The 26177-nt window shown below is 60.3% G+C and carries 30 protein-coding genes; 16 read left to right on the top strand and 14 right to left on the bottom strand.

The window, feature by feature from the left end; genetic code table 11:
• Positions 1-22 precede the first annotated feature (22 nt).
• From lptB to AACR93_RS12095, 5 genes are read right to left on the bottom strand one after another with little or no spacing between them, the layout of a single operon-like run.
• Positions 23-748, bottom strand: a complete 726-nt coding sequence (gene lptB, locus AACR93_RS12115) for an LPS export ABC transporter ATP-binding protein (protein ID WP_043850962.1) — start codon at positions 746-748, stop codon at positions 23-25.
• Between the two features lie 3 nt (positions 749-751).
• Entirely contained in the window at positions 752-1279 is a 528-nt protein-coding gene (gene lptA, locus AACR93_RS12110; protein WP_041210123.1) for a lipopolysaccharide transport periplasmic protein LptA, read from the bottom strand.
• Entirely contained in the window at positions 1266-1826 is a 561-nt protein-coding gene (gene lptC, locus AACR93_RS12105; RefSeq protein ID WP_043850961.1) for an LPS export ABC transporter periplasmic protein LptC, read from the bottom strand. Before lptC ends, lptA begins: the two co-directional genes overlap by 14 nt.
• A complete protein-coding gene (gene kdsC / locus AACR93_RS12100; protein ID WP_043850960.1) occupies positions 1823-2377 on the bottom strand; it encodes a 3-deoxy-manno-octulosonate-8-phosphatase KdsC in 555 nt (184 codons plus the stop codon). Before kdsC ends, lptC begins: the two co-directional genes overlap by 4 nt.
• Positions 2377-3372, bottom strand: a complete 996-nt coding sequence (locus AACR93_RS12095) for a KpsF/GutQ family sugar-phosphate isomerase (RefSeq protein WP_043850959.1) — start codon at positions 3370-3372, stop codon at positions 2377-2379. Before AACR93_RS12095 ends, kdsC begins: the two co-directional genes overlap by 1 nt.
• Before the next feature lie 207 nt (positions 3373-3579).
• Between AACR93_RS12095 and mlaF the strand changes: the two genes are divergently transcribed.
• The 7 genes from mlaF to murA are packed head-to-tail and all read left to right on the top strand — an operon-like array spanning position 3580 to position 8104.
• Positions 3580-4380 carry a phospholipid ABC transporter ATP-binding protein MlaF gene (gene mlaF / locus AACR93_RS12090; protein WP_042030127.1) on the top strand — a complete coding sequence of 267 codons (801 nt, stop codon included), beginning with the start codon at positions 3580-3582 and terminating at the stop codon, positions 4378-4380.
• Positions 4380-5159: a lipid asymmetry maintenance ABC transporter permease subunit MlaE gene (gene mlaE, locus AACR93_RS12085; protein ID WP_033115464.1), complete on the top strand. Its 780-nt coding sequence runs from the start codon at positions 4380-4382 to the stop codon at positions 5157-5159. Before mlaF ends, mlaE begins: the two co-directional genes overlap by 1 nt.
• Positions 5160-5166: 7 nt before the next feature.
• Positions 5167-5667: an outer membrane lipid asymmetry maintenance protein MlaD gene (mlaD, locus tag AACR93_RS12080; RefSeq protein ID WP_033115465.1), complete on the top strand. Its 501-nt coding sequence runs from the start codon at positions 5167-5169 to the stop codon at positions 5665-5667.
• A gap of 2 nt (positions 5668-5669) precedes the next feature.
• On the top strand, positions 5670-6302 hold the full coding sequence (gene mlaC / locus AACR93_RS12075; RefSeq protein WP_041210118.1) for a phospholipid-binding protein MlaC: 633 nt from the start codon (positions 5670-5672) through the stop codon (positions 6300-6302).
• Positions 6299-6571, top strand: coding sequence for an STAS domain-containing protein (locus AACR93_RS12070; RefSeq protein WP_043850958.1), 273 nt, complete (start codon positions 6299-6301; stop codon positions 6569-6571). Before mlaC ends, AACR93_RS12070 begins: the two co-directional genes overlap by 4 nt.
• Complete coding sequence (ibaG, locus tag AACR93_RS12065) at positions 6571-6828, top strand: BolA family iron metabolism protein IbaG (protein ID WP_033115468.1); 258 nt, start codon at positions 6571-6573, stop codon at positions 6826-6828. Before AACR93_RS12070 ends, ibaG begins: the two co-directional genes overlap by 1 nt.
• A gap of 19 nt (positions 6829-6847) precedes the next feature.
• Positions 6848-8104, top strand: a complete 1257-nt coding sequence (gene murA, locus AACR93_RS12060) for a UDP-N-acetylglucosamine 1-carboxyvinyltransferase (RefSeq protein ID WP_043850957.1) — start codon at positions 6848-6850, stop codon at positions 8102-8104.
• An 87-nt stretch (positions 8105-8191) separates the two neighbouring features.
• Here murA and pmbA read toward each other — a convergent pair whose 3' ends face one another.
• Positions 8192-9535, bottom strand: a complete 1344-nt coding sequence (gene pmbA / locus AACR93_RS12055; protein ID WP_041210115.1) for a metalloprotease PmbA — start codon at positions 9533-9535, stop codon at positions 8192-8194.
• A 113-nt stretch (positions 9536-9648) separates the two neighbouring features.
• Between pmbA and yjgA the strand changes: the two genes are divergently transcribed.
• Both yjgA and AACR93_RS12045 read left to right on the top strand, forming a co-directional pair.
• A complete protein-coding gene (gene yjgA / locus AACR93_RS12050; protein WP_041210114.1) occupies positions 9649-10173 on the top strand; it encodes a ribosome biogenesis factor YjgA in 525 nt (174 codons plus the stop codon).
• 395 nt (positions 10174-10568) lie between these two features.
• Positions 10569-11351: a gamma-glutamyl-gamma-aminobutyrate hydrolase family protein gene (locus AACR93_RS12045; RefSeq protein WP_043850956.1), complete on the top strand. Its 783-nt coding sequence runs from the start codon at positions 10569-10571 to the stop codon at positions 11349-11351.
• Here AACR93_RS12045 and AACR93_RS12040 read toward each other — a convergent pair whose 3' ends face one another.
• Complete coding sequence (locus tag AACR93_RS12040; RefSeq protein WP_041210163.1) at positions 11352-11735, bottom strand: hypothetical protein; 384 nt, start codon at positions 11733-11735, stop codon at positions 11352-11354.
• A 143-nt stretch (positions 11736-11878) separates the two neighbouring features.
• Between AACR93_RS12040 and AACR93_RS12035 the strand changes: the two genes are divergently transcribed.
• Positions 11879-13405, top strand: a complete 1527-nt coding sequence (locus AACR93_RS12035; protein WP_041210112.1) for a cyclic nucleotide-binding domain-containing protein — start codon at positions 11879-11881, stop codon at positions 13403-13405.
• A 76-nt stretch (positions 13406-13481) separates the two neighbouring features.
• Here the strand turns inward: AACR93_RS12035 and AACR93_RS12030 are convergent, their stop codons facing one another.
• From AACR93_RS12030 to lptM, 6 genes are all read right to left on the bottom strand, one after another.
• Positions 13482-14192, bottom strand: a complete 711-nt coding sequence (locus AACR93_RS12030) for an HAD-IA family hydrolase (protein WP_043850955.1) — start codon at positions 14190-14192, stop codon at positions 13482-13484.
• Positions 14193-14225: 33 nt separating this feature from the next.
• The gene (gene xerC / locus AACR93_RS12025; RefSeq protein WP_043850954.1) at positions 14226-15191 is read right to left on the bottom strand and encodes a tyrosine recombinase XerC; all 966 of its coding nucleotides are present in this window, start codon (positions 15189-15191) and stop codon (positions 14226-14228) included.
• Positions 15184-15864, bottom strand: a complete 681-nt coding sequence (locus tag AACR93_RS12020) for a DUF484 family protein (protein ID WP_041210109.1) — start codon at positions 15862-15864, stop codon at positions 15184-15186. Before AACR93_RS12020 ends, xerC begins: the two co-directional genes overlap by 8 nt.
• Before the next feature lie 100 nt (positions 15865-15964).
• Entirely contained in the window at positions 15965-16795 is an 831-nt protein-coding gene (gene dapF / locus AACR93_RS12015; protein WP_043850953.1) for a diaminopimelate epimerase, read from the bottom strand.
• Positions 16796-16844: 49 nt separating this feature from the next.
• Positions 16845-18095, bottom strand: a complete 1251-nt coding sequence (gene lysA / locus AACR93_RS12010; protein WP_043850952.1) for a diaminopimelate decarboxylase — start codon at positions 18093-18095, stop codon at positions 16845-16847.
• A 32-nt stretch (positions 18096-18127) separates the two neighbouring features.
• Positions 18128-18304: an LPS translocon maturation chaperone LptM gene (gene lptM, locus AACR93_RS12005; RefSeq protein WP_082044105.1), complete on the bottom strand. Its 177-nt coding sequence runs from the start codon at positions 18302-18304 to the stop codon at positions 18128-18130.
• Between the two features lie 73 nt (positions 18305-18377).
• Here lptM and cyaY point away from each other — a divergent pair, with 73 nt between their 5' ends.
• On the top strand, positions 18378-18692 hold the full coding sequence (gene cyaY / locus AACR93_RS12000) for an iron donor protein CyaY (protein ID WP_043850951.1): 315 nt from the start codon (positions 18378-18380) through the stop codon (positions 18690-18692).
• Positions 18689-19342: an alpha/beta hydrolase gene (locus AACR93_RS11995; RefSeq protein ID WP_043850950.1), complete on the top strand. Its 654-nt coding sequence runs from the start codon at positions 18689-18691 to the stop codon at positions 19340-19342. The genes cyaY and AACR93_RS11995 overlap by 4 nt, the downstream gene beginning before the upstream one ends.
• A 76-nt stretch (positions 19343-19418) precedes the next feature.
• On the opposite strand, the gene AACR93_RS11990 is transcribed toward AACR93_RS11995, so the two are convergent.
• Complete coding sequence (locus tag AACR93_RS11990) at positions 19419-21938, bottom strand: class I adenylate cyclase (protein ID WP_043850949.1); 2520 nt, start codon at positions 21936-21938, stop codon at positions 19419-19421.
• Positions 21939-22261: 323 nt separating this feature from the next.
• Between AACR93_RS11990 and hemC the strand changes: the two genes are divergently transcribed.
• The 4 genes from hemC to AACR93_RS11970 are packed head-to-tail and all read left to right on the top strand — an operon-like array spanning position 22262 to position 26141.
• The gene (gene hemC, locus AACR93_RS11985) at positions 22262-23191 is read left to right on the top strand and encodes a hydroxymethylbilane synthase (protein ID WP_156152957.1); all 930 of its coding nucleotides are present in this window, start codon (positions 22262-22264) and stop codon (positions 23189-23191) included.
• Entirely contained in the window at positions 23188-23922 is a 735-nt protein-coding gene (locus AACR93_RS11980) for a uroporphyrinogen-III synthase (protein ID WP_043850946.1), read from the top strand. Before hemC ends, AACR93_RS11980 begins: the two co-directional genes overlap by 4 nt.
• Positions 23919-24968 (top strand): uroporphyrinogen-III C-methyltransferase, encoded by a 1050-nt coding sequence (locus AACR93_RS11975; RefSeq protein ID WP_043850945.1) that lies wholly within the window; start codon positions 23919-23921, stop codon positions 24966-24968. The genes AACR93_RS11980 and AACR93_RS11975 overlap by 4 nt, the downstream gene beginning before the upstream one ends.
• Positions 24969-24977: 9 nt before the next feature.
• Complete coding sequence (locus AACR93_RS11970) at positions 24978-26141, top strand: heme biosynthesis HemY N-terminal domain-containing protein (RefSeq protein ID WP_043850944.1); 1164 nt, start codon at positions 24978-24980, stop codon at positions 26139-26141.
• Positions 26142-26177 lie beyond the last annotated feature (36 nt).

Below are 26177 nucleotides of genomic sequence, written 5' to 3'. Positions count from 1 at the left end.
GAGAATGAAGGCTGCCCCCTTACTATAGACTGAATTGATCGCCCAAATAGACGCGCTTGACCTGTTCATCGGCGAGGATATCGGCCGGAGCACCCTCGGCAATCATCTGGCCGTGGCTGACGATATAAGCCTTCTCGCATACGTCCAGAGTCTCTCTGACGTTGTGGTCGGTAATCAAGACGCCAAGACCCCTATCTTTCAGGTGCTGGATGATCTTCTTGATGTCTATCACAGAAATCGGATCAACCCCTGCAAAGGGTTCATCCAGCAGGATAAAGCGCGGTTCTGCTGCCAGCGCCCGGGCAATCTCGACCCGCCGCCGCTCACCACCGGAGAGGCTTTGCCCCAGGTTGTCGCAGATATGGGTGATGTTGAACTCTTCCAGCAGTTGCTGAACCTTGTCCTCCCGCTCTTCGCGACTCAACTCCTTGCGCGTCTGCATCACCCCCATCAGGTTTTCATACACAGTGAGGCGGCGGAAAATTGAGGCTTCCTGCGGCAGATAACCGATGCCGTTGCGGGCACGCACATGCATGGGCTGCAGGCTGATATCCTGATCATCGATGGTGATGAGACCGGCATCGCGCTGTACCAGCCCGACGATCATGTAAAACGACGTGGTCTTGCCGGCACCGTTGGGGCCAAGCAGGCCGACGATCTGGCCGGTTCCGACCTCAAGGCTCACGTCGCTAACCACCATGCGACGCTTGTAACTCTTCTGCAGGCCGACTGCTTTCAATACTGCCATGGCTTATTTTCCCTGCTTCTTCTGGTCGGCGGGCTTGTCGAAATTCTCGACCTGATCGGGCAGGAACACCGTCTTGACCCGCTGGTTCGGGGTCTTGCTCTCGGCAATCATCTTCTGTTTGACGATGTCGTAACGGATCAGGTCACCGTTGACCTGGCTATCTTCCTGCTTGAGCTGGCCGTTACCGGTGATAGTCACCAGACGCTTTTTCAGCTCGTAACGAATGCTGTCGCCATGGGCGTTGACCGGCTTGCCGTTATCCAGGATCTGGAAGAAGGTGGCGGGTTTGCCATAGGCTGTCATTACCTCGGCCCCTTTCTCGCCGGAACGGGTTACCACAACCTTGTCAGCCTTAATCCTGATGGTGCCCTGATTGATAGTCACATCCTGCTCGAAGGTGATTCGGTTGTCCTGCATCTCGGCCACCTGCTTGATGGCGTCGACATAGACCTTCTCGGTGAAGTCAGACTCCTTGGCGTTGACTGTGCCGCAGAGCATCAGAGCGGCGAGGGCCAGATTAGCGTTTTTCATTGAAATAGATGGCATGACCTTGATCCAGTAGCTCAAAATATTTGCGGTCCAGATGGCCCTTGAGGCCAACCCCTTCGGTCTGGAAATCCTGACCCAAAATGTTCACTTGCCGATTGCTGCGTACGTCCTGTGTCACCAGATCCAGCTCCATATAGGGCGTATCCAGCTTGGAGATAAAGGAGTCCGGCAGCAACCCGTCCAGATGCACCTTGTCCCGCAGGATCACGTTGTCATCGGTATTGAGTACGCCGGTCTCGGCCGTCACCTTCCACTCGGCCTGTCCCTGTTCGTCAAACATGTAGACCACCGGTTTTTCGAAGGTCGCCTGCTCGAGGATCTGGAAATACTCAGCATACTGGGACTCCAGCCGCTCGGTACGCTTGCCGTTGACATCGAACCGGGTGGTCACCAGATCTCTGGCGACAAAATCCGGCTGATAGTGCTCGGTTTTTACCTTGGCCTCGGGCACCAGCTCCACCTTGCCAAGCTGCCAGGCCACCAGAGCGACCAGAAACAGCAGGCCAAACAACAGGGTCTGTCTGCTCATGCCGATACCTCGGGCTGATAATCGTCATGGCCCTGCGCCTGCAGGATGAGATCGCACACTTCGCGTACCGCCCCCATCCCACCGCCAAGCCGGGTCACCATATCGGCACGGCTCAGCACCAGCGGATGGGCATCGGCAACCGCAATGCCGAGGCCACAGGCCTCCATCACCGGCAGGTCGATGGTGTCATCTCCCATGTAGGCTGCCTGTTCGGGTGCCAGTCCCAGCTTGGTCAGCAGGGCTTCAAAATGAGGCAACTTCTTGTCTGCCCCCTGCACCACATGGGCCACCCCCAGGCTCTTCATCCGATCGCTGACGATACGGGAGTTGCGCCCGGTAATGATGGCGATCTCGATCCCGGCATTGAGCAACGCTCTCATGCCGGCACCATCACGGGTACAGAAGGCTTTCAGCTCTTCCCCGTTGTTTCCCATGTAGATGAGGCCATTGGAGAGAACCCCGTCCACATCGCACACCAGCAGGCGAATTTGCGCCGCCTTGTCGAACTGGCTGCGCGTCACCGGACCATAGAGGGTCGGTACGTTTTGCATCAAATAACTCCGGCTTTCAGCAGGTCATGCATGTTGAAGGCACCCAGCGGGCGCTTGTCGCCATCCACAACCAGTAATCCGTTGATTTTTCTCGTTTCCATCAGTTTGACGGCTTCTGCCGCCATCATCTCCGGCCTTACGGTAACACAGTTGGCCGTCATGACGCGGCTGATGGGGGTGCGATGAATATCGACCTGCTGGTCGAGAATACGGCGCAGGTCGCCATCGGTGAAGAGTCCCGCCAGAAGCCCGTGCTGGTCAACCACTGCGGTCATACCGAGCCCTTTACGGCTAACTTCCAGCAGCGCTTCGCTGATGGTGGCATCGATCCCTACCCGGGGCAACAGCTCGCCACTGTGCATCAAATCGCCCACTCGCAACAGCAACCGCTTGCCGAGCGAACCACCCGGGTGAGAGAGAGCGAAATCATCGGCGGTAAAGCCGCGCGCTTCCAGCAAAGCGACCGCCAGCGCATCACCCATCACCAGCGTCGCCGTGGTGCTGGAGGTGGGAGCCAACCCGAGCGGACAAGCCTCTTTCTCCACCTTGATGCACAGATGCACGTTGGCCTCTTTGGCCATGGTAGAGGCCGGGTTGCCGGTCATGCAGATGAGCGGGATTCCGCGACGCTTGAGCACCGGCAGCAGGGCCAGGATCTCGTCGCTCTCACCGGAATTGGAGATGGCGATGATGAGGTCCCCTGCCGAAATCATCCCCAGATCGCCGTGGCTGGCCTCACCCGGGTGGAGGAAAAAGGCTGGCGTACCAGTACTGGCAAGGGTGGCGGCAATCTTGCTGCCGATATGGCCCGACTTGCCCATCCCGGTGACCACTATCTTGCCACCACAACGGAGCACCATCTCGCACGCCTTGTCGAAGGCGTCGTTCAGATACTGATAGAGTCCATCAATCGCTTGTTTTTCTGTGTCCAGCACCGCACGGGCACTGCGACGGAAATCGAACAGTTCAGACACTTTCTCGGGGGTTGCAGACATAAAGAGACAGCTCCGGGGCGAATTTAGCTGCGGGATTATAAAAAAGTCTGCTCTGATAAGCGAATCGGATGGTAAATCCCGTAACACATGACGCAGTTTGTTACATAAAACTGTCGCGCAAACCACGCTGAAGGCTGCTCAATAGTTGTTCCTTGCTGTTGCTTAGACCTAGACTAGCCCATAAAATTCGCACCTCATTTACACCGAATGGACAATTGTTTGAACAATGACCTGATCACCGTCTCCGATCTGACCTTCAGTCACGGAGACAGGCTGCTGTATGACGGGATCAACCTGACCATTCCCCGTGGCAAGGTCACCGCCGTCATGGGCCCGAGCGGCATCGGCAAAACGACCCTGCTGCGGCTGATCGGTGGCCAGCTCAAACCCGAGTCCGGTCATATCCTGTTTGACGGGGAAGATATCCCCGCCCTCTCCCGTTCGCGCCTCTACGAGGTGCGCAAGCGGATGAGCATGCTGTTCCAGAGCGGTGCCCTCTTTACCGGCATGACGGTCTACGACAACGTGGCCTTCCCGTTGCGGGAGCACTCAGGTCTGCCGGAAGAGCTGATCCACACCATTGTCATGATGAAGCTGCAGGCTGTAGGTCTGCGCGGCGCGGCAAAGCTGATGCCTTCCGAGCTCTCCGGCGGCATGGCCCGCCGGGCGGCACTGGCTCGTGCCATCGCGCTGGATCCCGACCTCATTATGTATGACGAGCCGTTTGTCGGCCAGGATCCCATCACCATGGCGGTGCTGGTCAAGCTGATAAAGGATTTGAATGATGCCCTTGGTATCACCTCAGTCATCGTCACCCACGACGTGAAAGAGGTGCTCAGCATCGCCGATTACGCCTACATCATCGCCAACCGCAAGGTGGTGGCGCACGGTACGCCGGAACAGCTGCGCGAGGAGCACAACCCCGAAGTCGAGCAGTTCCTCAAAGGATTGCCCGATGGTCCTGTTCCGTTTCACTTTCCGGCAGGCGACCTGCTACAGGATCTCTGATGTTGATAAGTCAAATAAGCAAGCTGGGGCGGGTCGGCATTCGCGCCATCACCTCCCTGGGTCGGGCAGCCATCATGCTGTTCCATGCGCTGGCGGGCAAACCCGAACCACGCAAGCACTTCCCGTTGCTGGTGCAGCAGCTCTATGTTGTCGGGGTGCAGTCCGTCGCCATCATTCTGGTGTCGGGGCTGTTCATCGGTATGGTGCTCTCGCTGCAGGGCTACAACGTACTGAAGGATTTTGGGGCCGAGCAGAGTCTGGGCCCGCTGGTCTCTCTCTCCCTGTTGCGGGAGCTGGGCCCCGTGGTGACCGCGCTGCTGTTTGCCGGTCGCGCCGGTTCGGCCCTCACGGCCGAGATCGGCCTGATGAAGGCGACCGAGCAGCTTTCGAGCCTCGAGATGATGGCAGTCGATCCGCTGCGCCGGGTGGTGGCGCCCCGCTTCTGGGCCGGAGTCATCAGCATGCCGCTGCTGGCCTTCATGTTCAGCCTGATCGGTATCTTTGGCGGCAAGCTGGTCGGGGTTGACTGGCTTGGCGTCGACGAAGGGGGCTTCTGGTCTGCCATGCAGGCCTCGGTCGACTGGCATGAAGATATCATGCAGGGTGCCATCAAGAGCCTTATCTTCGCTCTGGTGGTCACCTGGATAGCCCTCTTCAACGGCTATGATGCCAAGCCGACCTCGGCCGGGATCAGTCAGGCCACGACTCGTACCGTGGTTCACTCATCCCTCGCCGTACTCGGCCTGGATTTTATTCTCACTGCAGTCATGTTTGGATAAGGTAAAGATGAAGTTCAGCAAAGTAGAATTCCTGGTTGGCACCTTCATGCTGGCCGGCATCGGTGCCATTCTGGCGTTGGCACTGCAAGTGGCCGGTTTGAGCTTCAAACCGGAAGGAGAAACCTATACCCTGCGCGCGCATTTCGATAATATCGGCGGCCTGAAAGTCCGTTCGCCGGTCAAGGTCGGCGGCGTGGTGGTTGGCCGGGTCAGCGACATCGTGCTCGACCCGAAAACCCAGGTTCCCGAGGTCACCCTGCAGATGGAAAAGAGTGCCGGCGAGTTCTCCGAGACCAGCACCCTCTCCATCCTCACTTCCGGTCTGCTCGGCGAGCAGTACATCGGTCTGGCCCCCGGCTTTACCGACGAGGAGATGGGGACCAGCATGCTCAAGGATGGCGACCTGATTGAAGACACCAAATCCGCCATCGTGCTGGAAGATCTGATTGGCAAGTTCCTCTATAGCAGCCAGTCCTCCGACAGCAAGTCAGACAGCAAGAAGGAGTAACCATGTTCAAGAAAATTGCCCTGCTGCTGGGTCTGATGACCAGCATGTTCTTTTCCCTTTCCGCTCAGGCGGTTGATGCCACCGATCCCTACGCACTGGTGGATCAGGCAGCCAAACAGACCTTTGCCCGCCTGAAAGCCGATCAGGCTGAGGTCAAAAGCAATCCGGATCACCTGCGGGTGATCATCCGCGAAGAGCTGCTGCCCTATGTGGACAACCGCTTCGCCGCTTACAAGGTGCTGGGCAACCAGATCAAGGAGACCACTCCGGCCCAGCGTGACGCCTTCGTCGCCGCCTTTACCGAGTACATGGTGAGCTCCTATGCCGACGCGCTGGCCCACTTCGACAAGCAGACCGTCAAGGTCGAGCCGGGCAAGGCGCCGGGTGCCAGCAACATCACCGCAGTCAACGTCAGCGTGAAAGAGGCCGGCAAGCCGGACATCTTCCTCGAATTCAAGCTGCGCAAGAACAACAAGACCGGCGAGTGGAAAGCCTTCGACATGGTGGCAGAGGGGATCAGCCTGCTCTCCGCCAAGCAGAGCGAGCTGGGCGGCCTCATCCGCCAGAATGGCATCGATGCCGTGATCAAGCAGCTCAACGAGCACAATGCCAAGCCGCTGGTACTCAAGAAATGATCCTGAGCGGTGATCTGCAAGCGCCACAGGTCAAGGACCTGTGGCAACGCCGCGACGAGTGGTGGCAGGATGACCGGCTCGAGCTGGTCGGGGTCACCACCCTCGACTCCGCCGGGCTGGCACTGCTGGTCAAATGGGCTAAAGCCGCTCTCGCACGAGGCGCCACACCGCAACTGGTGGGCGCCTCCAGTGATTTCTATACCCTGGCCAACCTCTACGGGGTGGCCGGTTTGTTTCAGTCAACTCCGCTCACAACTGAGGACGCATAATGCAAGTCTCTGAAATTGAAGCGATACTCCTCGAGGCTCTGCCATTGTCCGAAGTCCATGTCAAAGGGGACGGTAGTCACTATCAGGTGATCGCCGTTGGTGACATGTTTGACGGCATGAGCCGGGTCAAGAAACAGCAGGCCATCTATGCCCCGCTGATGGACAAGATCGCCAGCAACGCCATTCACGCCCTCTCCATCAAGGCGTTCACCGACGCCGAGTGGAAACGCGAACGTAAATTCCTAATGCCCTCCTGATTTGGTAACCAAGTAGAAAATGGACAAATTCAAAATCGATGGTCGTTGTACTCTCAACGGCGAAGTGACCATCTCCGGCGCTAAAAACGCCGCGCTGCCGATCCTGTTCGCAACCCTGCTCTGTGATGAAGAGGTGCACCTCTCCAACGTGCCGCGCCTGAAAGACGTGGGCACCACCATCAAGTTGCTGGAGATGCTGGGCGCCACCACCAAGGTCAACGGCAATATGACCGTGCTGACTGGTGCCGTGAACAACCACGTTGCCCCCTACGAGCTGGTGAAGACCATGCGCGCCTCCATTCTGGCGCTGGGCCCGCTGGCCGCCCGTTTCGGTGCTGCCGACGTCTCCCTGCCCGGCGGCTGCGCCATCGGTGCCCGTCCGGTCAACCTGCACGTCCACGGTCTGGAACTGATGGGCGCCAAGATCACCATCGAGGATGGCTACATCAAGGCCCGCGTTGACGGTCGCCTGAAGGGTGCCCACATCCTGATGGATATGGTCTCCGTCACCGGTACCGAAAACCTGATGATGGCCGCTACCCTGGCTGAAGGCCGTACCGTGATCGAAAACGCCGCGCGCGAGCCGGAAGTGGTCGATCTGGCCCACTTCCTCAACACGCTGGGCGCCAAGATCCAGGGCGCTGGCACCGACACCCTGATCATCGACGGCGTCGAGCGTCTGCACGGCGGCAGCTACAGCGTCCAGCCTGACCGTATCGAAACCGGTACCTTCCTGGTGGGCGCAGCGGTTACTGGCGGCAAGATCACCTGCCGCAACACCGACCCGACCCTGCTGGAAGCGGTACTGGTCAAGCTGGAAGAGGCTGGCGCCCTGATTGAGAAGGGTGAAGACTGGATAACCCTCGACATGACTGGCCGCACGCTCAAGCCGGTCACCATCAAGACTGCTCCCTACCCGGCATTCCCGACCGACATGCAGGCCCAGTTCACCGTGCTGAACGCGGTGGCCCAAGGCACCGGCATGATCACCGAGACCATCTTTGAGAACCGCTTTATGCACGTTCCCGAGCTGGTACGGATGGGCGCCGACATCGAGTTGCAGGGCAACGTGGCCATCTGCCGCGATACCGCTCAGCTCAAGGGCGCCCAGGTGATGGCGACCGATCTGCGCGCCTCTGCCAGCCTGGTTCTGGCTGGCTTCGTTGCTGAAGGCTCCACCATCGTCGACCGCATCTACCACATCGACCGTGGCTACGAGAACATCGAGCAGAAGCTGCAAGGTCTGGGTGGCCGCATCGAACGCATCAAGGGCTGATTGCCGACCCTGAGAACTGGCTAACAAAAAGGCCCCTCGCACTGCGAGGGGCCTTTTGCATTCTTTCTGCTCGGCAGAGCCGGGGGATCAGTGACCCGCCAGCTTCATGCTCTCTACCAGTACCGAGCCGGTCTTGAGGCTGGAGCGATCATCTTCATCGCTACCCACCGCCACTATGTGGCTGAACATCTCGGCCAGATTGCCGGCAATGGTGATCTCCTCAACCGGATAGGCGATCTCGCCATTCTCGACCCAGAAGCCGGCAGCGCCGCGGGAGTAGTCGCCATTGACGATGTTGACCCCCTGCCCCATCAGCTCGGTCACCAGCAGACCGGTGCCCATCTCCTTGAGCATGCCATTGAAGTCCTGACCTGTGCTGGAGACCTGCCAGTTATGGATGCCACCGGCGTGGCCGGTGCTGGTCAGCCCCAGCTTGCGGGCGGAGTAGGAGGTGAGCAGCCAGCTCATCAGCTCGCCATTGCGCACTATGTCCATGTCGCGGGTGCGCACCCCTTCGCCATCAAACGGAGTACTGGCCAGACCGCCCAGCAGGTGGGGGAACTCCTGGATGGTCAGCCACTCGGGCAGGATCTGCTTGCCCAATTTGTCGAGCAGGAAACTCGACTTGCGATAGAGGTTGCCCCCGCTGATCGCCATCACCAGATGACCCCACAGACCGGAGGCGGTATCGGGATGGAACATGACCGGCGCCTGGCAGGTCGCAATCTTGCGGGCGCCAAGGCGGGAGAGGGTACGCTCCACCGCTTCATCGGCAATGCGCTGCGGGCTCCAGATCCCTTCAAGAGTTCGGCTGGAGGAGTAGCCATAATCGCGCTGCATGTCACCATCCTGCTCGCCGATCAGCACGCAGCTCAGGGAGTTGCGCGAGGCTGCATAGCCTTTGACGAAGCCATGGCTGTTGCCATAGACCTTAATGCCGAGGTGGCTGGAGAAGCCAGCCCCGTCGGAGTGCTTGATGCGGGCATCGCGCCCCAGCGCCAGGCGCTCGCACTCGGTAGCCAGCTCGATCCCGTATTGGGGATCCAGCGCCACCGGGTGACACAGTTGCAGATCGGGCGCATCCCAGGCCAGCAGTTCGGCATCAGCCAGACCGGCACAGGCATCCGGTGAAGTGTGGCGGGCAATCTCCATCGCCGCTTCAACAGCGGCACGGATGGCGGGACGACTCAGGTCGGTAGTGGAAGAGGAGCCTTTGCAGCCATCGCGATAGACGGCGATACCGAGCGCGCCGTCCTTGTTGAATTCAATACTTTCCAGTTCACAACCGCGGGTATTGACCGACAGTCCGGTCTGCTTGCTGATGGAGACTTCGGCCAGCGAAGCGCCCAGTCCTTTGGCAATATCCAGAGCCTCGGCAACCACGGCCTCGAGATGGGCTTGATCCTGGCGGATTTGGTCTTGCTGATCCATAACTCACATCTGTATGAAGGAAGGAAAGGGGCTAAGCATATCAGACCCCTGCGCCCAGCGGGAGAAGCTGGTAACATATCCACCAAATGTGAATGACAGGAATCAAGAGACCGATGAGTCACCATCAAGACGACAACGAGTGGGAAGATTGGGGTCCCAGCAAGAGCCAGCTCAAGCGTGATGCCGAAGCCCTGCAGAAGATGGGGGAAGAGATTGTCTCCCTCAGCCACAGCGAGCTGGAGAAGATCCCGCTGGATGAAGAGCTGGCCGAAGCGGTCGAGCTGGGCCGCAAGCTCAAGCCGAAGAAAGATGAGTCCTTCCGCCGTCACCTGCAGTTCATCGGCCGCCTGATGCGCAGCCGGGATGTAGAGCCGATCGCCGAAGCGCTCTCCATCATCAAGAACCGCCACTCCACCGTGAATGCCCGCCTGCACCGGCTGGAGCAGTGGCGCGAGCGGCTGATCAGCGAGGGAGACAGCGCCCTCAACGAGCTGATGTCCCAGTTCCACGAACTGGATCGCCAGAAGCTGCGCCAGCTGATCCGCAGCGCCAACAAGGAGCGGGAGCTGAACAAGCCGCCGGTCGCCTATCGCGAGATGTACCAGTATCTGCGCGGCGAGATTGAAGACCTGCTGTGATCCCCGAAAACGCCTCCCCTTGGGAGGCGTTTTTTTATGCACGCCCCGCTACTCCCGCCCGCATCACAACATCACCTTGTTTAATATATCCACCACAAAGCAGCAGTTTTATGCAAAGCGATGGCTTGGAATGGCCACAAACAGGCTGTTTGGCGAAGATGAAAGTCACAGCCATTAACATTTTTGCATCATTTTGTTTGACATATTGAACGGCCTTGGCAGACTGGAAGCAGGATCCAGGCTGTCGTTGCCGAGGCTGACCGACGATTCTGCCCCCCGGGCCGACACGGGATCCCTTGACCATGCCTTGAGGCATGCCCTTGTCCGGTTTATGTGCAAGGGTCTGCCCAAGGCGCAGGATGCGAATTCAACGCCAAGGATAACTCAGGTGCCCTATGCCAACGCCTTCACTCCCTCCCAACCGTAAACCCGTCGTATTGATGACCATGGGTGCTCAGCCCCGCAACGGCCACGCCTATCAGGTGATGACCCACAAATACATCACGCCGCTGGTCGAACTCAGCCACTGCGTTCCGCTGCTGGTGCCCACCTGTTGTGGCACCGCCGATCTGGAGCAGTATCTGGATCTGGCGGATGGCGTCTACCTGAGCGGGGCGGGTTCCAACATAGACCCCGCCCTCTATGGTCAGGAGAATCTCACTCCGGAGAAGCAACAGGATCGGGATCGCGATCTGTTCGATCTGCCGCTCATCAAGGGGGCGCTGGCGCGCGGACTACCGATCCTCGGCATCTGCCGCGGCATGCAGGAGATCAACGTGGCGCTGGGTGGAGATATCCACCAGAAGGTCTATAGCGAGCCGGGATATGACGATCATCGGGAAGATTCGGACGATCCGGTCGACGAGCAGTATGGCGAGAGCCACCAGATTAATCTGGTCTCCGGCAGCTGGTTTGCCGAGCTCATGGGCGAAGAGAGCATTGCCGTCAACTCGTTGCACGGACAGGGGATCAAGACGCTGGGCAGCGGGCTGGAACCGCTGGCCCACGCCGAGGATGGCCTGATAGAGGCGATCCACGCCCCCGTCATCTCCCCCTTCCTGCTGGCAGTGCAGTGGCATCCGGAGTGGAAAGCGAGGGAAAACCCCTACTCAATCAAGATCTTCCAGGCTTTTGGCGATGCCTGCCGCAAGCACCAGGCGGTCACCAGCAAGACCTAATCACTCACCAAACCCGCGCGCCTTGAGCTTGGGCATACCCCCTCGCTCGAGGCGCAGGCCGCGACAGGCATCCAGTCCTTTCAGGCCGCGCTGGATATGATCCGGCGACTGGCCGAATACCATGCCATTGCTGCGATAGAGATTGTTGTCATCCAGCTCGAACTTCTCCCCTCCAATCAACAGCTGTTCACGGCCATTCACCTTGTCGCCACGCTTGATGGGTACCGTCATGTCGCTCAGCACCTCGCCAGTGGCACATCCTTCGCGCCAGCGTGCCTCGCTGGAGAAGGGGGTAATGGCAATCTCGCGCCAGGATCCATCCCTGAACTCGACCCGATAGCGATCCACCAGCAGGTCACAGCCAGCCAACGGCAAGAGCGCCATCAAGCAGATGATTTTCTTTGAAAATTGCACTGGAAGCCCTCCCTGAAGCTATTGAGTGCAGCATAAATAAAATGGCGCATCGGCGCACCATTTCTCCGCCGTGGAACAGCTATGCTGGAGGTAAACAATGCCAAGGGGCTGCTATGTTTGGCGATAATCTCACTGCGCTACCGACCCTGCTCTGGATCGGTGAACACCCGTTCTGGACCCTGCTCACCCTGTCGCTGATGCTGGTGCACTTCTGGCGCCGCCCCGGCGAACGACGGGAGCTCCTCTCCGAGCTTGGCTTCGTGATGATGAGCATAGTGGTCATCGTCCTGATCCAGCTGGAAGGGGGCTGGTTCAAGCTGCCGCTCCCCCACCACCTGCTGGTTGAAATCTCCACCCTGCTGGCAGGACTGGTGATGGTGAAGATCTGGGGGATCCTGCTGTTCGAATTCCTGCTGCCACTCTGCCACGTGAAGATCCCGCGGATCATCGCCGACATCGTCATCACCATCGGCTACATCGGCTGGGGACTGTTTCGCCTCTACGCTTCCGGCATGGCGCTCGGGGAGATAGTCACCACCTCGGCGGTGATCACCGCCGTCATCGCCTTTGCCATGCAGGACACCCTCGGCAACCTGCTGGCTGGCGTCTCGATCCAGCTCGACAGCTCCATCTCCATCGGTGACTGGCTGCAGGTGGACACCACCCAGGGGCGCGTCGTCGAGATCAACTGGCGCGCCACTACCATCGAGACCCGCAACTGGGAGACAGTGGTCATCCCCAACAGTCACCTACTCAAGCAGCGTTTCACTGTGCTCGGCCGTCGCCGTGGTGAGCCGCTCCAGTGGCGACGCTGGGTCTGGTTCGATCTGACGCTGGATACCCTGCCGACCCAGATTATCGCGCTGATCGAGAAGTCCCTGCGGGAGACCAAGCTGCCCTGCGTCGCCAAGCACCCGCAACCGGACTGCCTGCTGATGAACGTCGAAGGGGGAATAGCCCGCTATGCGGTGCGCTACTGGCTGACCGATCTGGCCCGCGATGATCCCACCGACTCCATGGTACGCAGCCTCATCGATGCCGCTCTGCGTCGCAATGACAGGCGCCTCACTCCGCCGATCTTCAACGTCTTTATGGCCAAGGAGAAGCAACATCTGGATGCACGCCACAAACGCCATACCGCCGAGCGTACCGACACGTTGCGCAAGCTGCCGCTGTTTGCCATGTTGCAGGAGAACGAGCTGCTTCAGCTGGCCGATCAGGTGAAATTTGCCCCCTTCGTCAGTGGTGACGTCATGCTGGAGCAGGGAGAGGTGTCAAGCTGGCTCTTCGTGCTGGTCAAGGGCGAGGCCGAGATGCTGGTCAATGCGGATGGAAAAGAGTTGAAACTCGGCACGCTCGGGGCAGGTGACTTCTTTGGCGAGCTGAGCCTGCTCACCGGCGAACCCAGCACCTTTACGGTACGGGCGCTCGCCACGGTGGAGACCTATCGCATCAATCAGGCGATGTTTCAGGCGCTGGTTGCCCAACGCGAATCGCTGGTCGAGCCCCTTTATCGGGTGCTGAGCGATCGTCAGCAGGAGCAGCAAGCGCTGCTGGATCGCGAGGCGGAGTCCATGAAGCATCCACCACAACAGCTGGATCTGCTCGACAAGCTGATGAAGCTGTTTGGCGGCAGATAAGGCAACCTCTGGCGGAGTTGTGACGACAGCTCCGCCATACTACTTCCCCTTCATTCCCTCAGCAGCCCGGCAACCGTCACAACAGCAGCTCGGCCAGCTCTCCCAACGCACTCAACTCTACATCCGGCAGTTGCTGCAACTGCTGCCATGGCTGCTGCCGCTCGTTGAGCCAGGCGGCGCGAAAACCGTGCAGACGAGCTCCCAGTACATCGGTCTCGGGATGATCCCCCACATGGAGGATCCGCTCCGCAGACAGCTTGAGAGCGCTGCGGGTCTGCTCAAACATATCCGGGGCCGGCTTCATTCTGGCATTCATCCCCGCCTTGCAGACCAGAGTGAAATAGGAATTAAGCCCGGCCTGCGCCAGATCCAGATTGCCGTTGGTGATGACCACCAGCGGATAGCGTGCCGCCAGCCGTGCCAGCAGCTCGTGAGTCGCATCGCTCACCTCGATTTTCGAGCGCTCGGCCAGAAAGGCGGCAAATACCTCTTCAGCCTCGCGCCCGGCCTGCGCCGCCGGCATCCCCCCCTCCATCATGGCGGTGCAGATGGTTTGCTGGCGCGCTAGACTGACATCGTGGCGCAGCTCTGGCCGGGCCAGCAGAACGGCTCGTTTGAGCTCCAGCCAACGCGGCTTGTCGAGCATGGCGGTGGCCAGATATTCGCTGCGCAGGTGGCTCAACATCCACTGCTCGGCCCGCTCGATGGCCGGGCCGTTGTCATAGAGGGTATCGTCGAGATCAAACGAGATGGCGGCAACCGGCTGCCAGCGGCGATAGAAGTGCATGGACTCTCCTCTGCAACGGGGGCGCACGGCCCGTTATTCATCTTCCTGCGATTCGGGATCCCGCTTGGCCCTCGGGTGAGCGCTGTCGTAGACCTTGGCCAGATGCTGGAAGTCGAGGTGGGTGTAAATCTGGGTAGTTGACAGGTCGGCATGGCCCAGCAGCTCCTGCACCGCCCGCAGATCGCCGGAGGACTCCAGCATATGGGTAGCAAAGCTGTGGCGCAGCTTGTGGGGATGGACATGGGCATTGAGCGCCTGCTTGTTGCCCCAGCCATCGAGGCGGGCCTGTACCGAACGGGCCGACAGCCGTTGCTGACGGCTGGAGACAAACAGCGCCTCACTCTCGGTGCCCGCCAGCAGGGGTCGCACCTTGAGCCACTTGTGCAGCCACTCCACCGCCATCCGGCCGATAGGCAGCACCCGCTCGCGGGAGCCCTTGCCGGTCACCCTGAGCTGACGATCGTCGAGTTTCACATCCACCAGATTGAGCCCCACCAGCTCGGCGAGGCGCAAGCCGGAAGAGTACATCAACTCCATGATGGCGCGATCCCGCACCGCCAGCGGATCCTGCTCATCGGTGATGTTGAGCAGCTGGTGCATCTCGTCCACATCGAGGTTCTTTGGCAGTGGCCGCCCCTGCTTGGGGGTCACAATACCGCGGGCTGGATTGGCCACCAGCCGCCCCTGGCGCACCTGCCAGTCACAGAAGCTGCGCAGGGCGGAGACCTTGGTAGCGAGCGAACGGGGCGCCAGCCCCTCTTTGTGCATCCGGGTCACCAGAGTCCGAACCTGACTCGCCTCAAGCCGGCTCCACGTTTCGAGCCCCAGCTTCACCAGCGCGGCGGTCATCGACTCCAGATGGGCCTGATAGTTGCTGCGGGTGTGAGGGCTGAGCTGGCGCTCGACCCTCAGATATTCGATGAATGCCGCCAGATCGTCAGCCAATCCGGACGGCAGTGGCTCGGCAACAGGAGGCGCCTTGGCGGGCGCCCTAGCCATGCGCCAGCTCTGGCAGCCGCAGTTGCAGCAGTCGGCCCAGCTGACCCAGCAACAGGGTGTCGTTGTGCGGAGTGAAGTGGCTGGGATCCGAGCTGGCAAAGGCCAACACGCCGAGATCGCCAAGCCGCATCAGGGCGACCGAGTTGACCAGCACGTCGTGACCAAACAGCGCTTGCTTCTCGCTCTGGTTCAGGCGGCCAAAGTAGTAATCCTGCCCCGGCAAACGTTGACCCAGCAGTTGCTCCAGCTGTTTGCCCTCGGCCAGAAAGCGCGACTCGGGGCCGCTTAACTGAAACTTTTTCGGATTGAGCCAGAGCCGCAGACCGGTCAGCCGCAGCCGCTGGACGAAGGCCTTGCCCATCACGGCACTCACCTCGAACAGGGTCTGGCAGCCATAGAGCTCGCCATAGAGATCGGCATAGACCCGGAAGATCCGCTCGTTCTCGCTGGCGATCCCCATCAGTTCGGTGATCTCCTGCTCCAGCTGTTCGATCCGCTCGCGCTGGCGATCCAGCTGGCGTTCGACCAGCGAGACCGAGCCTTTACGCTCGTGAGGAATGCGGATCCTGTCCAGCACGGCACCGTGGCGCTGGAAAAACTCGGGGTAACGGGCCAGGTACTCCAGCACGGCGGCTTCGTCCACCAGTTGCTCCTGCCGTTTGAGTTCACTCATAACTTGGTTGATCCATCAGAGAAAGGGGACTGGCCCCGACATCATGGGCTGCGGGAGCATGGCTCCTGCCGCCGAACCGCTATCAATCGGAATAACTGCTTTATACGTCGATCTGGCCGTCAAAGACATGCTCGGCCGGCCCGGTCATATAGACTGGCTGGCCCGGCCCTTTCCAGGCAATGGTCAGTTTGCCGCCCGGCAGGCTGACGGTGACCCGTTCCTTGAGTTTGCCTTGACTCATGCCGATAACCGCCGCCGCGCAAGCTCCGGTGCCACAGGCAAGGGTTTCCCCCACCCCGCGCTCGAACACCCGCAGCTTGATCTCGGTGGCGTTGACCATCTCCATGAAGCCGACATTGACCCGCTCGGGAAAACGCTCGTGACGCTCCATGATGGGCCCCAGAGTAGCCACCGGCGCCTCGGCCACCGATGGCACCTCGATGACGCAGTGGGGGTTGCCCATGGAGACGGCACCGCACATCACGGTATGTTCCTGCGCCCGCAGCAGATAGGTCTTCTCTGCCTTCTGGGCCCGAAACGGGATCTTGCCCGGCTCGAACTGGGGCACTCCCATGTTGACCGTGACCTGATTCTCCCCCTCCAGCTGCAACACGATGCGACCGCGCGCCGTGCTGACCGCGATGCGATCGCGGTTGATCAACCCCTTGAGACGCACGAAACGGGCGAAACAGCGGGCGCCATTGCCGCACTGCTCCACCTCGCTGCCATCGGCATTGAAGATACGGTAATGAAAATCGAGCTCGGGGTCATAGGGGGGCTCCACCAGCAGCAGCTGGTCAAAACCGACCCCGAAGTGGCGATCCGCCAGCTTCTTGATGACGTCGTTGCTGAAAAAGATCTTCTGGGTGACACCGTCCACCACCATGAAGTCGTTTCCCAGCCCGTGCATCTTGGAAAAATCTATCAACATCGTGCGTTCCTGTTTTTGGGCGCGCGCTCAAGGCACTTTTAAAGGCAGCTTAAGGCAGCAAGTGCTCACCGCGCCAGAGATCGGTCAACTGCTCGCGCTCTCTGATGAGGAACGATTGCATACCGTCCACCAGCACTTCGGCGGCACGGGGACGGGTGTTGTAGTTGGATGACATGGTAAAGCCGTAGGCACCGGCCGAGCGCACCGCCAGCAGCGACCCCTCGGCGATGGCCAAGGTGCGCTCCTTGCCGAGGAAATCCCCGGTCTCGCACACCGGCCCCACCACGTCATAGAGCGCAGGGGTATGGCCGGCACGGCTATCCACCTCGATGATGTTCATCCAGGCACCATAGAGCGAGGGGCGCAGCATGTCGTTCATGCCGGCATCGATCAGCGCGAAGTTGCGGGTCTCGCCCGGCTTCAGATACTCGACCCGGGTCAGCAGCACGCCGGCATTGGCGACGATGGCGCGGCCCGGTTCGAACAGCAGGGTCAGATCCCGGCCCGCCAGCTTCTGCTTGAGCGCTTCGGCATACTCGGTCGGGTGCGGTGGCTGCTCGGAACCGTAGTTGACCCCCAGGCCGCCACCCACATCCAGATGGTGGATATGAATACCTTCCGCCGCCAGACCATCGATCAGCCGCAGCAGCTTGTCCGCCGCCTCCATAAAGGGATTCAATTCAGTGAGTTGCGAGCCGATATGGCAATCCACCCCGACGATCTCGATATGTTCCATCGCCGCCGCCTTGCGATAGATGGCGGGGGCCAGCTCGATGGGGATGCCGAACTTGTTCTGCTTGAGGCCAGTGGAAATATAAGGATGGGTACCGGCATCGATATCCGGATTGACCCGCACCGACACCGGTGCCTTCTTGCCCATGCTGCACGCCACCCGGTTGAGGCGCTCCAGCTCGGCTTCCGACTCCAGATTGAAGCAGAGGATCTCTTTTTCCAGCGCGAGGCGCATCTCGGCCTCGCTCTTGGCCACCCCGGAGAAGACCACTTTGCGCGGATCACCACCCGCCGCCAGCACCCGTGACAACTCGCCACCGGAGACGATATCGAACCCTGACCCCAGTCGGGCCAGCAAGTTGAGTAGCGCCAGGTTGGAGTTAGCCTTGACCGCATAGCAGATCAGGTGGGGAATATCGCCCGCAGCCTTGTCAAAGGCGTGCCAGTGACGTTCGAGGGTGGCACGGGAGTAGACATAAAGCGGGGTACCGTACTGCTCGGCAAGCTGTTGCAGCGAGGTTTGCTCGGCCTGAAGCTGGCCAGCGGCATCGTAGTTAAAGTGATCCAAAGGGGCGGTTCCTTCCTAGAATGGGTGCGGCATTATTGCGGCGCGGCCTCGTTGGTTGCCGCAGGGGTCGCAGGCTGTGCCGCTTGCGGTGTACTCTGGCTCTGGGATTGCTCGGGAGGCGGCATATAAAGCGGCCCCTTCAGACCGCAGGCGGCCAACCCGAGGGAAAGAAGAGTAGCAAGCAGACACTTGGTGAACTGGGTAATCATAATGGTTCGCTGCGAAAAAAATTTTGGCCCTCTATAATCGCACTCACATTGTTAAAAGCAACAGGATAAACCGATGAAGGATCACGAGTATCACGCCCTGACCGACGCCTTTTTCCAGTACGTGGAGGACACGCTCGACGAGGGGTATCCGGATATCGACTGCGAGCGCAACGGGGGTGTCCTGACCCTCGTGTTCGAGAACAAGACCAAGGTCATCATCAACAAGCAGGAGCCGCTGCACCAGATTTGGGTCGCCACCCGCGAGAACGGCTTCCACTTCGATCTGCAAGGCGAAACCTGGATCGACAACCGTTTCGGCCATGAGCTCAAGGCACTGTTGAGCAAGTCCTGCACCGCTCAGGCTGGTGAACCCGTGGTGTTCCCATGATTGACCTCCATCCGCAGGGCGCCCGTCACGCGGTGATCTGGCTGCACGGATTGGGTGATTCCGGCGCCGGGCTCGCCCCGCTGGTGGATGCGCTGGATTTGCCCGCCGACTTGCCGGTGCGTCACCTGCTGCCGGATGCGCCGGAGCGCCCAATCACCATCAACATGGGCTACAAGATGCGCGGCTGGTACGACATCAAGAGCTTCGAGGACCCCGCCGAGCGGGCCGTGGAGTCCCATGTCCGTGAATCGGCCAGCCAGATCAATACCCTGCTGGATCAGCTGGTCGCCGAAGGGTTTGCCCCCGAGCATATCGTGCTGGCGGGTTTCTCTCAGGGCGGGGTGATTGCCTCCTTCACCGCGCTGCGCTATCAGGCACAGCTGGCAGGCCTGCTCTGCATGTCCACCTATCTGGCCGCCCCCGACAAGCTGGCAGACGAAATGAGCGAAGCCGCTCGCTCCCTGCCCATCTGCTACATGCACGGCATCTATGACGATGTTGTGAGTCTGTCACTCGGTTGGGATGCCAAGAACCGGCTGGAAGAGATAGGGCTCGCCCCCGAGTGGCACGAGTACCCGATGCGCCACGAGATCTGCCGCCCTCAGCTGGGCGACATTCGCAGCTGGCTGCTGGCCCGCCTCGGCGCCTGAGCAACCGCAAAAGCAAACGGCCTGCAACTGCAGGCCGTTTTTATTGCTGGGCTCTCAGGATGCCTATACGCAGCGGCTAACCCACATCGCGGGTCGGCGGCACCTGTTCACGCCCCGCCCCCTGGCTGCGGTAGGGAATAACCGCCAGCTCGCCATTGTGCTGCACTATCTCGTAGTACTGGGGCAGGTTGAAGTTGATGAACTGACCGTCATCGCTGAAGCGCTCGTGATTCGAGGTATAGAAGCGGTTTACGCCGGAGACCAGCTCATCCTTGTTGCCGGCAAAATGCTGGTAGATCTCGACCCGGTTCGCCTCATCGAGGATATAGATGTTGGTGCCCGCATCCCGGGTATCGAAGAAGAACTGCACCAGCCCTTCGCTGGCATAGGCATCGACGATGCTCGGCAGATGCTGGCTGTGGGTCTTGTCGAGCCGCAGCGGCAGGTGATCCAGCTTGTTGTGGGAGATGTGGCGGTAAAAATCGATGGCGTTCTCCAGCTTCTTCACCGACACCCCGCGCCGCTCAAAGAAGATGCCGTACTTCTCCTTACCGAGCGCCATGGTCTTGACCAGCTGCTGCTTGTCACGGGCCAGGCGCAGATCAATACACTCGGCCACCAGCGTCTGGAAGCGGGAACGCACCAGAGAGCGGAAGTGCTGGCTGTAGCAGAACACCTCGATCATCTCGGGGGCGGCGGCATCCTGATGCATCTTGCCGAGGATGGTGGTGAGGGCATCGACCACCGCCTCGTCCCCCTGAAAATGGAGGGTGCGGATCTCGCTCCAGGAGTTGCGATAGACCAGATCCACCGAACCGACCAGACACTCCTGATTGCGACCAAACGAAAATACATCCACGGTATTTGCGTCGAACTCGATCACCTGGCCGACCCAGTGGCTGGTCGGGTCCATCTCCAGGTTGAGGAAGATGGAGAGCTGACGGATCTCGCACGGCCGACTGAGCGCCAGGTTGGTAGCGAGCGGGTACTTCTCGGGGAAGCAGCCGGAGAGATCGCGACAGAACTGGTGCAGATTGTCGATGTGCAGATCCGACCCCTGATTGAACAGGTGCACCCGCGACTGGGGCGTCAGCAGATCGTTGAAATAGGCCCAGGAGACCAGCTTGCTGATGTAACCGTTGAACTCGAGCGGTGCACGGCCAATGATGTCCACCGGCTCCAGCGAATGCTTGTAGAGATACCAGCCGGCGCGGTTAAGGCGGCCGTGCGGCACCTGCACGAAGCTGAGATCCGGCTCGCTCAGATCCGGCGCTATTTTGAGGTTCACCCGCTGCACCTTGCCCGGCAGGCTCTCGAAAGCGGCATAGAGCTTGCGCGACAAGATGCCGATATCCTCCGGGTTGATCGACTCGCTGATGTTGTTGCGCCGGGCGAACTGGATCAGGTTGCGGTAGCTCTGCATCAGGGCTTCCAGCAACTCGGCATGGGCGATCTTCACCTCCTCGACCTTCCACTCGTGGCGGTGATCGAGATGGTACAGCTTTTCCTGACTCCAGCCCCAGTAAGAGACCAGCTGGCTCATCTGCTCGCGACGCCACTCGGGAGAGTGATCGTCCTTGGGATGGCTGAGGCCATCGCACACCTTGAGGTAGAAGCAGCGGCGCACCAGATCGAGTCGCGCCATGTCGCCGATGGACTTGAGGTAGTTGGTCACCTTGTCCAGCATCAGGCAGTAGTTGTCGAGCCGGTAGTGCATCCCCTCGTTGTGCTGGAACCAGTCGCGGCCAATCATCGAGAGCAGGCGGGTATTGGGGTACTCGTGGGAGTAGGCTTCCATCAGCACCGACTTGAGCACGGCTTTGTAGGGAGAGTCGATCCCCTTGTAGAGCTGCCACAGTGCCGAGCCGAAATACTCCTCGGCCGGGATCCGGTTAAAACTGCCCAGATCGAGCCAGTCATCCTGATCGAGCTGACCGCTCTCGAACAGCCCGTTCACATATTCATCGTAGTGGTCGTCATATTCGACAGGCACCAGATACCAGATGAGCCGCTTGCCGGCGATGTGCATGGCGCTACGGTAGAACTCGTCGAGCAGCAGCAGATGCTGGGCGCTGCCACAGCTCTCCCCCTGCATCTCGGCATCGTTGGTCTGGCGGAACTTGTCTTCCGGGATCAGGAAGAAGTTGAGATCAACCCCGCGCTGTTCCGCCCACTTGGAGAGTTGCTGGCACTTCTGCTCCAGCAGATCGAGCCGCGTCTGCGACAAGCCGGCCACGTGGCAGACCCAGATATCGAGATCCGAGTGACAGCACTGACCAATGGAGGAGGTGCTGCCCATGGAGTAGAGCCCTTGAATGGCCCGGTCATGGGTGGCAAGCCCGTTGAGGCAATTGGCATTCTGGCAGAGGTCATCGATGAAGGCTTGCTGTTCCGGGGTGGTGCTGAAACTCCAGATGCCATGAGGGACATCACCGGAAACATAGCCAGGCAACAGGGGATGATTGAAGTGCAGCATGACGGGCAGCAGTTGAAATACCTGCTGCCCGTAGCGACTCATGAGGCCCAGCGCCCGCTGCGTCTTGAGACGGGTAATCCCGTCATAACGCGCAACCAGCGTGTCGAGTTTTTCCAGCAATGCCCTGCCTATCACCAAGGTGAAAATGACGCACCAAAAGCGGGATACGTCAAAAAAGTGTGATCATGTTAACAATGCAAACAGCAGTGGTAAACAAGCCGACAGCGAATCACCGGATTATTTCTGGTACGACCACAAGAAGTATCAGGGGAAACGGTTAAATTTCAATAATTTCAATGAATTAATCAGCCTCCTCAACTTAATGAAAATCATTTTCAGCCTCCATTTTTGAGCTTGAGCCCGCTTTTGCCGGCTCCGCCATGAAAGCCCGGGCAAAGGGTGGTAATATCGATTTCCTTCTAAAAATGAAACAACTGATTGATATGGCAGCCCGAACCCTGAAAATTGCCACTCGCAAGAGCCCGCTGGCCCTGTGGCAGGCCAACTTTGTAAAAGACCAGCTTGAAGCCCTGCATCCAGAGTTGCAGGTCGAACTGGTACCTATGAGCACTCAGGGTGACAAGATCCTCGATACCCCGCTGGCCAAAGTGGGCGGCAAGGGGTTGTTCGTCAAGGAGCTGGAGACCGCCATGCTGGAAGGACGCGCCGACATCGCCGTCCACTCCATGAAAGACGTGCCGGTGGAGTTCCCCGAGGGGCTCGGTCTGCACACCATCTGCGTGCGAGAAGATCCGCGCGATGCCTTCGTATCCAACCGCTTCAAGGCTATTACCGAGCTGCCGCAAGGGGCCGTGGTCGGCACCTCCAGCCTGCGTCGCCAATGCCAGCTGCGTGCAGCCCGCCCCGACCTGGTGATCCGGGATCTGCGCGGCAACGTCAACACTCGCCTTGCCAAGCTGGATGCCGGTGAATATGACGCCATCATTCTGGCAGCCGCCGGTCTGAAACGACTGGAGATGGCGCACCGCATCACCGCCTTTATCGAGCCGGAGCAGAGCCTGCCAGCCAACGGTCAGGGGGCTGTCGGCATCGAATGCCGCCTCGACGATCATGAGCTGCACGCCCTGCTGGCGCCGCTGGAGCACGCCGAGACCCGCGCCCGGGTATTGACCGAGCGAGCCATGAACCGCGCCCTGCAAGGGGGATGTCAGGTGCCTATCGGTGCCTATGCACTGGTCGACGGCGAACAGATCTGGCTACGCGGTCTGGTGGGCAGCCCGGATGGCACCCGTGTCATCCGCGACGAAATCCGCGGCCCGGTGAGCGAAGGCGAAACGCTGGGAGAGACGCTGGCACAGCGCCTGCTGGCGGCTGGCGCCGACGAGATCCTGGCCGAGGTTTACCGCGCATGATCCCGCTGGTGGTGCGTCCGGCCGCTCAGGCCACCGAGCTGGCGCAGTTGCTGCGCCGGCACGGTCATGCACCACTCTGCTGCCCACTGCTGGAAACGGTCGCGGGCAGCGACCTCCCCCGCCTGGCCGACATGCTGCAAGATGCCGACATCGTTATCGCCGTCAGCATCCATGCCGTTCATTTTGCACACGATTTTCTGTTGCAAACTGGTCTGACCTGGCCACATATTGAGTACTTCGCAGTGGGTCAGGCGAGTGCCGATGCCTTTGCCGAAGTGGGCGTGCGGGCGATCTGCCCGGACGACCCGCGCAGCGAGGGACTGCTGGCCCTGCCCGAACTGCAGCAGGTGAGCGGCAAGCGGGTGGTGATCCTGCGCGGTAATGGCGGGCGGGATCTCATCGCCAGCACGCTGGCCTCACGCGGTGCTCTGGTGCACTATTGTGCCGCCTATGAGCGCCACTACCCCGAGTTTGACGGGGAAGCATTGACCAGCCACTGGCAGGCAGCCGGGCTCGATAGCCTGCTTGTCACCAGTGGTGAATTGTTGCAACGGCTGCTGGAGCTGGTTCCCGCCAGCCAGCAGCCCTGGCTTTTTGACCGCCTGCTGGTGGTCCCCAGTCCGCGCGTGGCCCAGATGGCCAGCGCTGCGGGCTTTATCCATATCACGATTGCCCAAGGTGCATCCAACCAGGCCCTGATGGCCGCACTGGAACTGAGGAAGATGGAATGACAGCACAACAAGAATCCCAGGTCACACCCCAGCCGACCGCGGTGGTCAATGGCAGCAAGAGCCGCTCCGGTGCCGTTCTGGGAGGGGTCGCCATCCTGCTGGCCCTTGGCCTTACCGGTGGTCTCTATCTGCATGGTCACAAGAATGCGGTGGCCCAGCAGGCCGAACTGGCCCAGCTCAAGCAGCAGCTGGCCAGCGCCATGAGCAAGATTGACCAGAGCAACAGCAAGGATGCCGAACAACTGGCTGCGCTGGGCCAGACCCAGCAACGGCTGCAGGGCGAGATGCAGGGGCTGCAGAACCGGGTTCTGGATCTCAACGACAAGCGCCCCAACGACTGGATGCTGGCCGAATCCGAATATCTGGTACGGATGGCGGGCCGCAAGCTGTGGCTGGAACATGACCTTGTCTCTGCCATCACCCTGCTCGGCAACGCTGACGAGCGCATTGCCGCCCTCAACGACCCCAGCCTGATGCCGATCCGCAAGGCGCTGGCCGAAGATATCACCAAGCTCAAAGGGATGCCGCGCATCGACCGCGAAGGGCTGACCCTCAAGCTGGCCGCCCTCGAAGACCAGATCGAGCTGCTCCCGCTCTCAGCCGTCAACATGCCGGAAGCCAAACAAGAGCAGGATCAGGCGGTCAGCACCAATCCTGACGAGTGGGAGAGCAACCTGAAGAAGAACTGGGTCAAGTTCACCGAAAACTTCATCACCATCCGTCGCCGCGATGGCGCCGTGGAGGCGCTGCTCTCGCCACAGCAGGAATTCTTCCTGCGCGAAAACCTCAAGACCAAGCTGCTGCAGGCACAACTCGCCGTCTATCGCGAACAGCAGTCCCTCTATGAGGACAGCATCGACAAGGCGCAGCGCTGGCTGACCCAGTACTTCGATACCGACAACAGCGCCACCCACTACATGCAGGGTGAGCTCGACAAGCTCAAGGGCGAGCAGATCCAGATCAGCTATCCGGAGCAGTTCAAGACCCAGGCGATGCTGGAGCAGGTGCTGACCGAACGCCTGCAACGCATTCTGGCCAGCAGCTAAGGGGGCACCATGATCCGCATTATCATTCTGGTTGCCGTCATGGTCGCAGGGCTGATCTTCGGCCCGCAGGCATCAGGCAACAAGGGCTATGTCCTGATTGCCCTCGGCAACTACACCATCGAATCTTCCGTCACCAGCGCGGTGATCCTGGCCGTGCTGTTCTACGGCGCCCTGCTCATCGTCGAGTGGCTGCTGGGCCGGGTGTTCGGTCTGCGCCGCAAGACCCTCGGCTGGTACGGCTCGCGTCGCCGCCGCAAGGCCAATCAGCAGACCGTGGCCGCAACTTTGGCTATGGCCGAAGGGCACTACAGCCAGGCTGAAAAGCTGATGCTCAAGGGCGCCAGCAACAGCGACACCCCGCTGCTCAACTATCTGAGCGCCGCCAAGGCGGCCCAGGCGCGCGGTGACGATGTCCGCCGGGATCAATACCTGCAAAAGGCGCAGGAGGAGAACCCCAAGGCCGAGCTGGCACTCACCCTGACCCAGACCCAGCTACAGATCGAGCAGGGCCAGTACGATACGGCGCTGGCAATGCTGGAGTCGGTCTACGCCCTCAACCCGCGCCATCCCATGGTGCTGGATCAGCTGCGTCAGGTGCATCTGGCCCGCCACGACTGGGCGGCCCTGTGCGACCTTATCCCCACCCTGCACAAGGTGGGCAAGCTGACCCCGAAACAGGAAGAGGAGCTGCTGCAACAGGCGTGGAATGGCCGTCTGCAGCAGGCGGCCAGCAATCTGGAGACCCTCAAGGCGGTGTGGCAGGAGCTGCCGCGCAAACTGCGGCTTGAGCCGGAGCTGCTGGCCAGCTACGGCGATTTGCTGCGCGGGCTGGGTGCCGACAGCGAAGCGGCCAGCCTCTGGCAGGAGACACTGCGCAAGCAAGCCATGCCGCAGCTGTTGAGCCGTCTGCCCAAGCTGAAACTCGACAACTACCAGCCGCTGCTGGCGCTGCTGCAAAAACAGCAGGGGCAGCCGGAGGTCGACAACGCGCTGGCCCAGCTCTATCTGCTGGCCGGCCAGCTCGACGAGGCCCAGAAGCTGCTGGAGCAGCAGGTGGAGAAGGCCCCCAGTGCCGCCGTCTACCACGCGCTCGGTCAAGTGATGGACAAGCGCCGCCTTACCAACAAGGCCAACGAGTACTACCGTCAGGCACTGGAACTGGCAGGGATTTGATCCTCAGACTACAAACAGCAAAAAGATAAGAGGCCG

It is taken from the genome of Aeromonas sp. L_1B5_3, assembly GCF_963866575.1.
Classification (GTDB): Bacteria; Pseudomonadota; Gammaproteobacteria; order Enterobacterales; family Aeromonadaceae; genus Aeromonas; species Aeromonas jandaei.
This window is presented reverse-complemented; position numbering and strand designations above follow the sequence as displayed.